Source organism: Qipengyuania sp. (assembly GCF_042095715.1).
In the GTDB taxonomy this organism is placed as follows: Bacteria; Pseudomonadota; Alphaproteobacteria; order Sphingomonadales; family Sphingomonadaceae; genus Qipengyuania.
The window spans coordinates 1-7,960 of record NZ_JBELMO010000094.1 but is presented as its reverse complement, the minus strand read 5'-3'; the positions used below and the strand labels follow the sequence as shown (position 1 = coordinate 7,960).

Sequence of the window (7,960 nt, the reverse complement as noted above, 5' to 3'; positions counted from 1 at the left end):
CGGCGACCTACACCGGCGCCTTCACCCAGATCCGCGACTGGTTCGCCGGCCTGCCGGAGGCGCAGGCGCGCGGGTACAAGCCGGGGCGCTTCAGCTTCAACGTCAAGGGCGGCCGGTGCGAGGCGTGCCAGGGCGACGGGCTGATCAAGATCGAGATGCACTTCCTGCCCGACGTCTACGTCACCTGCGAAGAATGCGGCGGCAAACGCTACAATCGCGAGACGCTGGAGGTGCGCTTCAAGGGTCTCTCCATCGCCGACGTGCTCGACATGACGATCGAGGATGCGGAGGAATTCTTCAAGGCCGTGCCCCCCATCCGCGACAAGATGCACATGCTGAACGAGGTGGGGCTGGGCTACGTCAAGGTGGGCCAGCAAGCGACCACGCTATCCGGGGGCGAGGCGCAGCGGGTGAAGCTGGCCAAGGAACTCGCCCGGCGCAGCACCGGGCAGACGCTCTACATCCTCGACGAGCCGACCACGGGCCTGCATTTCGAGGATGTCCGCAAGCTCCTCGAAGTGCTGCAACGGCTGGTGGACCAGGGCAATTCGGTCGTGGTGATCGAGCACAACCTGGATGTCATCAAGACCGCCGACTGGATCGTGGACCTCGGCCCCGAAGGCGGCGTGCGCGGCGGGGAGATCGTGGCGGAAGGGACGCCGGAACAGGTGGTGAAGGTGGAGCGGAGCTTTACGGGGCGGTATCTGGCGCCGCTGCTGGAGCGCGCGACGGAGTCTGCCGAATAGCGCCGGCTAGTTTAAGAAGGCGATTGGTCCGTCTATCCAAAGCTTGTCACGTCTGGTTCTACGGGTAAATATGCCGGTTATTGAAACCTGCCGGCCACGGTAAAGCTGATTATCATCGTCAAGCTCATTGAAGTCAGCTCGTGGCATAACACACGTTGTTTGACGCTCTGCCATATCTTTGATGATGAAGGTTCCTGCAACCCCATTGACCTCTATAATAACGCCAACAAGAGTTCGCACATCGAACCCTTCGATCTCTGCTTGAGCCGCTACAATTGTACGACGCTGATTTCCTTCGATAATGGCGGTGTGCAAATTCATCCCATCATTAAACGTTACTTCAACCCTTGAGAGGTTTTCATCGTCCGAGGGGATAAGTCCCTTGAGATTCGTCAGGAATATCTGATTCTCTATTTTGAAATCCTGAGAAAGCTCACCGGTCTGATCAATTTGCTCAAGGGTCCGATTCAAAAGGCCCCAAAACTCTCTTCCTTGATTGCCAGCCTGTAAATTTAGTGCCTCCGGATTGACGCCTTCGAGCCTTCTTGAAAGCGCAATTCTCGCCTCGTCAAAGGTGGGCTTCTTCGCAGCCAAAACTAGGCTTGAGAACTTCGGTTCGGCCATTTCGACGTCAAAGAAGCGATAATCCCTACCCGTCATAAGAGCTTGCGGCAAAAGCGCTTTTTTCACAAAAGCAGCGAAATCATTGATTTTGTCCTGCAATACCGACAGCGGAACCTGACCGCCTTGTACCGCTGCCCCAACAAACCGAAACGCAATAAAAGCTTCTGCCTGTTCTAAAGTGTCCGGGACTAAACCATAGCGGCTATACAAGGCAATTTTAGGCTGAGGTAACAGGTCATCAAATTGGCCTTCAGCCAAGCTTTGGAAACCGTTTATAGTTCTAAGATCGGTTTCGATTAACCAGCCCTCTGGCCTATCCAAAGCGCCACGCAATGACAGCTTTCCTTGCCGCAGCGCTGCGACAATTCGATCATTTGTCTCAACCGCTAGGAAAAAGTCTGCCAGTTCACCTTCATCGCGTTTAGCAAATAGAAGTTCGTTGAAGCCAACTCGAGCTACAAAAACGACCGGACCTTCAAATTCATAAAGTACTTCAGATATGCGGATTTCTCCGCCATGCCAATCACGCTGGATCGGTTCGGCATCCACCCACATTTCAGTTTCCCTTGGGTTCTAAAATTAGCTGGGCGCGTTCACGCAGGTCAGTATTTTCGTAAGGCCAATATGTGTGATGGCCGTTCTCGCCTGCTGGTGACAGACGTCCCTCTACCTCTTCAACGTCACTGCTGAATACAAACTGGCGCTTCATCCAAGGCATTATATGTTCGCGAGCGTGAACGATCTCATCGTGAGATATCCAAACTGACAATCCCCATCCTGCGCAATTAGCCGGATCAGCTTTGCGCTGCTTTTGAGGAACTTCTGATTCATTATGTGGACGGAAGTCCTCTTCAGAAGGCGGGTTTTCGCGGCAAACTCGAAATAAAGTTGCCTCTTGTTCGAAAGCCTCATCTCCTGGACAATGAGGTGGAAGTGGTGCTTGGTACACGTGGGCTCCAACCATTTTCTTTGCGCCGTTAAAAAGACTTCCGAAGTCTGTCAATTTTCACGCGGCTGCGCGTTCAAACCGATTTGTTCAGTTGCCAGTGTAACTTTTCCTCTGTCCTACACGCCCCTTCATGCATAATAAGCCTGATCCGTTCTCACTGTGTTCTCGGAGATCGGATCATGGATATGTCTTCCCATCCTGAGGATGACCGCCTCGACACCGGTCAGACCGGCCAGCCCCGGACCCCTGCTGCCCCCAACGCAAACCTCTCCGCGCTTGCCGACGCGCTGCCCGGTGACTCGGACAGGGCGGCGCAGACGGGTTTTACGCGCGATTTGCCGGAACAGGTGGTGAAGGTGGAGCGGAGCTTTACCGGCGCATATCTTGCGCCCTTGCTGGCACGGTAGGGGCTAACCAAAAAGGGGCGCCGCGATTGCGACGCCCCTGTTTTGGCTCATTCGATGGTCGGGCCAGTCGGCCCTTCGCATTACGAATAGGTGAGCTTGGCCCGGCCCATCGCGCTCTGGCCGCTCTTGCGGCGCAATGCAGCGCCGATAGCGCCGAAGCCCAGGATAAATAGCGCCCAGGTACCCGGCTCGGGAACGGCTCCGCTACCGATGGCGATACCGTAAAGCGAACGACTGGTCGTGCCGACCAAGGTCGACGCGCCCGTGTGGAGGTCGACCGTATAGAAGCGGCTACCGTCAAGCATATAGGCGGTGTTGTCGAAATCGATATCGAAACTGGTCCGCGGGCCGGCAAGTGCGCCCAGCGCGCCAACCGTCGTCAGCGTGCCGGCATTGTTGGCCTGCATGACCAGCGTATCGAGGTTGGTATCGATCGCATATTGCGTGGTCGTGCCGTGCAGATAGGCGTTGCCCGCCACGATGGCGTTCTGCCCTGCGGCTACATCGCCAGCGCCATAGGAGACCGGAGTCGCCACGGTAGAAATCGTACCCGTGTCGGCATTGATGACATAGTTGCTGTCATCATTGCTGACGATCCGGATCGCATCGACGACCGTGTTGAAGTCGAAGCCGAAATTGCTGCCGGACAGTGCCAGTGGGCCTCCCACGGCACTGGCAACCGCGGTTGCGGTATCGATGGTGTAGAGTGTCAGATCGTCGCCCAAGCCATAAAGCAGGCCGTTGCTATCGCGGAAATCGAGCGCCAGGAAAGTTGCGCTGGTGCCCGTGATCAGCCGTTCCGACGTGAACGCGCCCGGTGCACTGCTGTTGAACGTAACCAGGAAATTATCCGTGTCGACGCCGAATACGGTTGCCGCTTGTGCACCCGTGCTCACGGTGGCCGCCATCGCGGCCCCAATTAGAAGTTTCTTCATCGATAAACCCTTTTGTGTCTGCGGCCCGTTGGGCCGAGGCGCAGAATTGCATCCCCGCTAAGGTTAAGGGATAGAGTTAACAAAGGTTCCCCGATTCTTTACGAGATCGGACTATTATTCCGATCTCACCGCTTGGTTTAAATATTGGCCGAATGGCTTCGCCCTTCTCGACCTGTCCATCTATCTCGAACTCACTTTCATGGACGACGTTTATGGGCCCACCCCCGTTGTCGAGCCTCTCGCCATCGACGTGCGTTCGGCGCCGGTGCGGGGGGCTTTGCGCTTTTCGGAATCGGCGTAAACCTTGATGCGCAGCTCACTATCGACCTCACCACCGGTCCCCTTGCTCTCGCGAAATGGATAGGTCGCCGGAGCGGATTCAGCGGGACCGGTCGGTTTGGCGTTGCAAGAACCTGAGGACGGCCAGCATGCATTGAGAGGCGTGGCGATCAATCCCCCACCGCCACCGCTGGAAATCAATCCCGCCTAGTATCCAGCTTCCTGCTTGCTTTGCTTTCGTGCTTGCTGCCGTGGACCGCGTTGACTTGCGGGCCTTGTGGGCGGGTGCCCATGCGGTCGGTCTTGCGGCGTTCGAAGTAAACACCCGCGATCAGTGCGGCTGCGACCAATACACCTACGATGGCCAGTATGGCCCACATGCTTTCGCCCATTATTATTATCCTTATCTACGCAAAAGCGCGTCTTCCCTGATCAACGCGCGCGGGGGCATTACTTTCCACGGCCTCTCCGATTGTTCGTCAACGCACCGGGTCTTAATAGGACAGGGGGCGGCACGCCCTCGGCAAACTCGGGGGCTGTCCTACACGCCCCCACATGCATAATAAGCCCGATTCGTTCTCGCTCTGTTCACGGAGATACGGATCATGTCAGCCTACACCCCGAACCTTCCCGCCCTTGCCGCCGCCATCCCCGACGATGCCGCTCGCCCGCCGCAAACCGGGTTCGACCGGGCAAAGCAGGTGGCGTTTATCGAGCAGCTTTCGCTCACCGGATCGGTGCGGGCCGCCGCCGCCGCCACGGGGGTCAGCCATCAGAGCGCCTATCGCGCTCGGCGGTCTTGTCGGCATCTGAGGGTAGCGTGGGATGCTGCGCTGGTGGTGGCGCGGGTTCATGTGGCCGATGTGATGGGATGCCGCGCGCTCGACGGGGTAGAGGAAAAGGTCTTCTACAAGGGCGAGGAGGTGGGGAGCCGCACGCGCTATTCCGACCGGCTGCTGCTCGCCCATCTGGCGCGGCTCGACAAACTCGTCGAAAGTCCGGAGGCCGCCGCCTATGCCGAAAACTGGGACGAATGCCAGGATCGGCTTGGGCGCGGCGAGGCGCCGGTGGCCGCGCAGGACCCCGACGAAACCTCCCCATATCGGGGAATGGATTTCCGCTCTGGACCGTGGTCCAAGTGGTCCATGTCTCCCCCGCTCCCGGAGGAGGAGACCCTGTGGACCGAGGACGATTGGCGGGTGACACGCTATTGGGAGGAGATGATGGCGCAGCGGCCCGATGGGGCGCCGCCGCCCGAGGTCTTTGCCGATCTGGCGGAGGCGGTGCGCTGCCAGGCGGCTGCCTTCGAAATGGGGGACGAGAGCTGGTGGTTCATGGGCGAGGACTACAACTCCTACGTCCGTGACGGGCGCGACCAGTGGCACCCAGAGCCGTCGGACGATTGCGAGGACGCGGACGAGGCGCATGAATGCGTGGCCGATGAGACCGGGTCCGACGAGCATGAGGGCGATGGGGCCGGGGACACGCACGTGCCTGAATGCGATGCCGGGCGCGATGGCGCGGGTGACACCGACGCGGCCATCGAGCCAGACGCCTTCCTTTCGCTCGCCACGCCGTGGTCCGCAGCGCCCGAGCCCGAGACGACCGCTGACCCCGCAACCGCGCCGCCGCTCAACCGTGCCGCGCGGCGCCGGGCCGAAAGCCTGCGCCGCCGGGACGGTCGCGGCGGTCGCGGGGCACACATAACCGTCCTGTAACGGCACACATGGCGGCGTGTCGGCGGAAATGTCGTTTTCGTCCTATACCCCGATTAACACTTATATAGTTCTGATTGCGGGTCGTTGACGTGTTAACCGAGGGGGTCCTCACCATGTTTCGCAATGCTTTCACTGCCGCCGGGGCGGGTCTCGCCGCGACCGCGCTCGGCGCCGCAGCGCCGGCTTCGGCCGAAATCGTCACTATCACGCTGGGTGGAGACGATACGTTTCAGACCCAGCAGGCTGTGGGCTATGGGGTGGTCTACACCGACTTTCAGAAAGATTACATCGCCAGGATAGGTGCCAATGGCGGCGGGCCGTTCAGCTTCACCTATCGTTATGACAGCGATGCGGTGGCGGTGAACGGGCGCTACGCCATTGAGTTGGTGAGCGGGAATGCGGCGGGAATGACCGACTGGTCCGATTTCACCGCCTATGCGCAGTTCCAGAATGCCGGCACCAACGGCACCGCGCTGCAATTCATGCTGGAAAAGACCGAGGTTTTCGGGACTAATCGCTACACCACCTGGGCCTCAACCTCGCTCGCCAGCCCCAGATCGACCGGGCTGATCCAGTTCGGGATGCTGCCCACCAGCTTCGGCGCGCTGAGCGATTACAAGCTGCGCGCGGCCAGCTTCCAGACCTTCGGGCGCGGCGGGACCATCGCGCTCAACACCTCGCTGTCCTCCATGAGCGTGGGCGCGCCTCCGGGTGGCGGGGCGGTGCCTGAGCCATCGGCGTGGGCGCTGTTCATCCTCGGCTTCGGCGCGGTGGGGGCGGCCATGCGGCGTGGCCGGTTGCAGGCCCTGCGCGCGATATGATCCGCGCGATCTGAGTTCGCATCCGCTTCGTGCTGTCGGGTGGTGGCGCGGGGCGGGCGCGCACCCTTGGGGGCGGGAAACGCGCGGCTTTCCGCCGGTTTGATCTCTGTTAAGCCGAATCCGACTAGCCAGACTAGGTAAAATCCCTAGGTTCGATTACGGATAAGATTAACCTTGATCGGGCAGAAGCCATTAGTCGGTCAGGGCAGGCACCTGAGCAGATACCGAGGGTCTAGCTGGAATGAGAGAACAAACCTTTATCATCGCGGACAGTGATTGCACCAATCGCAACTCGCTCGCCCGCGCCGTATCGGAATTCGGATATGTCATTCCGGTCGACACGCTCGAAGAGCTGGGGGACCGCTGGCCCGACAATGCCTGGCTGATCGTGGCGGACGAAGGGGGCCAGCTGCGCGAGGCGCTGGCGTGCCTGAACCGTTCGGGGCAGTTCTATCCCATCGTCGCCTATTCCGCGAAGCCGCAGACCGCGCGGGTGGTCGACGTCCTGAATGCCGGCTGTGCGGGCTATCTGGAATGGGATGGAGATGCGCAGGAACTGCGTCACCGCCTGGAGGCGATCCGCGTGCGCGGCGAACAGCGCGCCTCGCGCACCGTGTCGCAGGTGCGCGCGCAGCAACGGCTCGAACAGCTGACGAAGCGCGAGTTCGAAGTCCTGGAGAGCGTCTGTGAGGGCCGGTCGAACAAGGAAGTGGCGACGGTGCTGGGCATCAGCCCGCGCACGGTCGAAATTCACCGCGCCAATGTGTTCAACAAGCTGGGTGTGCGCAACATTGCCGCCGCCGTCCGTCTTTCGGTGGAGGCGCAGCTGGGTTCGGGCTCGTTGTGGGGATCGCAGCGCGAAATGGCGCTGTAAGTTTCAGCTTATCAGTCGATCAGGGCGAGATCGACGGTGCCGTGACCGCGTCCGATCAGGCCCAGTTCCGTGGCGGCCGCACGGCTGACATCGATGGTCCGCCCGCTGTGATACGGTCCGCGATCGTTGATGCGCACGACCACCGTCTTCCCGTTGCTCTGGTTCGTCAACCGCACGAGGCTGCCGAAGGGCAGGGTGCGGTGGGCCGCGGTCATGGCGGTCATGTCGAACCGTTCCCCGCTCGCCGTCGGGCGACCGTTGAAACGGCTTCCGTAATAGCTGGCAACGCCGGAGCCCAGTTCGCTCACGTTTTCATGGGTGGGCTCGATCGTCGGCTCCACCATGTCGAGATCGACGACGCCCACGCCCGCTTCCGGGGTGGCCGGCAGAGATTCATAGCTTGCAAAGCTCTGTTCGAAGGCGGCTTCGCTGGCAGCGGAGTGCGCAGCGCCACCGAGCGGCATCAGGCAGGCAAGCGCCAGCACCATGCTGCGCGGAGTGAAAATCGGCATCGGACGTATCCTCCCGTTCGATGCCAGCGGTATAGCCGAATGGTCCCCCGCGAGTCCTTAAACGCGCCCGCGTCGGCCCCATTCTCGCCACCATT

The 7,960-nt window shown here is 60.4% G+C and carries 10 protein-coding genes; 5 read left to right on the top strand and 5 right to left on the bottom strand.

Going from position 1 to position 7,960, the window contains the following annotated elements:
- The coding region (locus ACFDTG_RS15200; RefSeq protein WP_375291827.1) for an ATP-binding cassette domain-containing protein at positions 1–746 on the top strand (746 nt) is incomplete at its 5' end.
- 6 nt (positions 747–752) lie between these two features.
- Here the strand turns inward: ACFDTG_RS15200 and ACFDTG_RS15195 are convergent.
- Both ACFDTG_RS15195 and ACFDTG_RS15190 read right to left on the bottom strand, forming a co-directional pair.
- Positions 753–1,925 carry a hypothetical protein gene (locus ACFDTG_RS15195; protein WP_375291826.1) on the bottom strand — a complete coding sequence of 391 codons (1,173 nt, stop codon included), beginning with the start codon at positions 1,923–1,925 and terminating at the stop codon, positions 753–755.
- Between the two features lies 1 nt (position 1,926).
- Positions 1,927–2,373, bottom strand: coding sequence for a hypothetical protein (locus ACFDTG_RS15190; protein WP_375291825.1), 447 nt, complete (start codon positions 2,371–2,373; stop codon positions 1,927–1,929).
- Positions 2,374–2,498: 125 nt separating this feature from the next.
- Between ACFDTG_RS15190 and ACFDTG_RS15185 the strand changes: the two genes are divergently transcribed.
- Positions 2,499–2,726, top strand: coding sequence for a hypothetical protein (locus ACFDTG_RS15185; protein ID WP_375291824.1), 228 nt, complete (start codon positions 2,499–2,501; stop codon positions 2,724–2,726).
- Positions 2,727–2,806: 80 nt separating this feature from the next.
- Here the strand turns inward: ACFDTG_RS15185 and ACFDTG_RS15180 are convergent, their stop codons facing one another.
- Both ACFDTG_RS15180 and ACFDTG_RS15175 read right to left on the bottom strand, forming a co-directional pair.
- A complete protein-coding gene (locus tag ACFDTG_RS15180; protein WP_375291823.1) occupies positions 2,807–3,661 on the bottom strand; it encodes a DUF4394 domain-containing protein in 855 nt (284 codons plus the stop codon).
- Positions 3,662–4,137: 476 nt separating this feature from the next.
- On the bottom strand, positions 4,138–4,332 hold the full coding sequence (locus ACFDTG_RS15175; protein WP_375291822.1) for a hypothetical protein: 195 nt from the start codon (positions 4,330–4,332) through the stop codon (positions 4,138–4,140).
- A gap of 213 nt (positions 4,333–4,545) precedes the next feature.
- Between ACFDTG_RS15175 and ACFDTG_RS15170 the strand changes: the two genes are divergently transcribed.
- The 3 genes from ACFDTG_RS15170 (at position 4,546) to ACFDTG_RS15160 (ending at position 7,353) form a co-directional block, all read left to right on the top strand.
- Entirely contained in the window at positions 4,546–5,658 is a 1,113-nt protein-coding gene (locus ACFDTG_RS15170) for a hypothetical protein (RefSeq protein ID WP_375291821.1), read from the top strand.
- A gap of 113 nt (positions 5,659–5,771) precedes the next feature.
- On the top strand, positions 5,772–6,479 hold the full coding sequence (locus ACFDTG_RS15165) for a PEPxxWA-CTERM sorting domain-containing protein (protein WP_375291820.1): 708 nt from the start codon (positions 5,772–5,774) through the stop codon (positions 6,477–6,479).
- 241 nt (positions 6,480–6,720) lie between these two features.
- Entirely contained in the window at positions 6,721–7,353 is a 633-nt protein-coding gene (locus ACFDTG_RS15160) for a response regulator transcription factor (protein WP_375291819.1), read from the top strand.
- 11 nt (positions 7,354–7,364) lie between these two features.
- On the opposite strand, the gene ACFDTG_RS15155 is transcribed toward ACFDTG_RS15160, so the two are convergent.
- The gene (locus tag ACFDTG_RS15155) at positions 7,365–7,865 is read right to left on the bottom strand and encodes a septal ring lytic transglycosylase RlpA family protein (RefSeq protein ID WP_375291818.1); all 501 of its coding nucleotides are present in this window, start codon (positions 7,863–7,865) and stop codon (positions 7,365–7,367) included.
- Positions 7,866–7,960 lie beyond the last annotated feature (95 nt).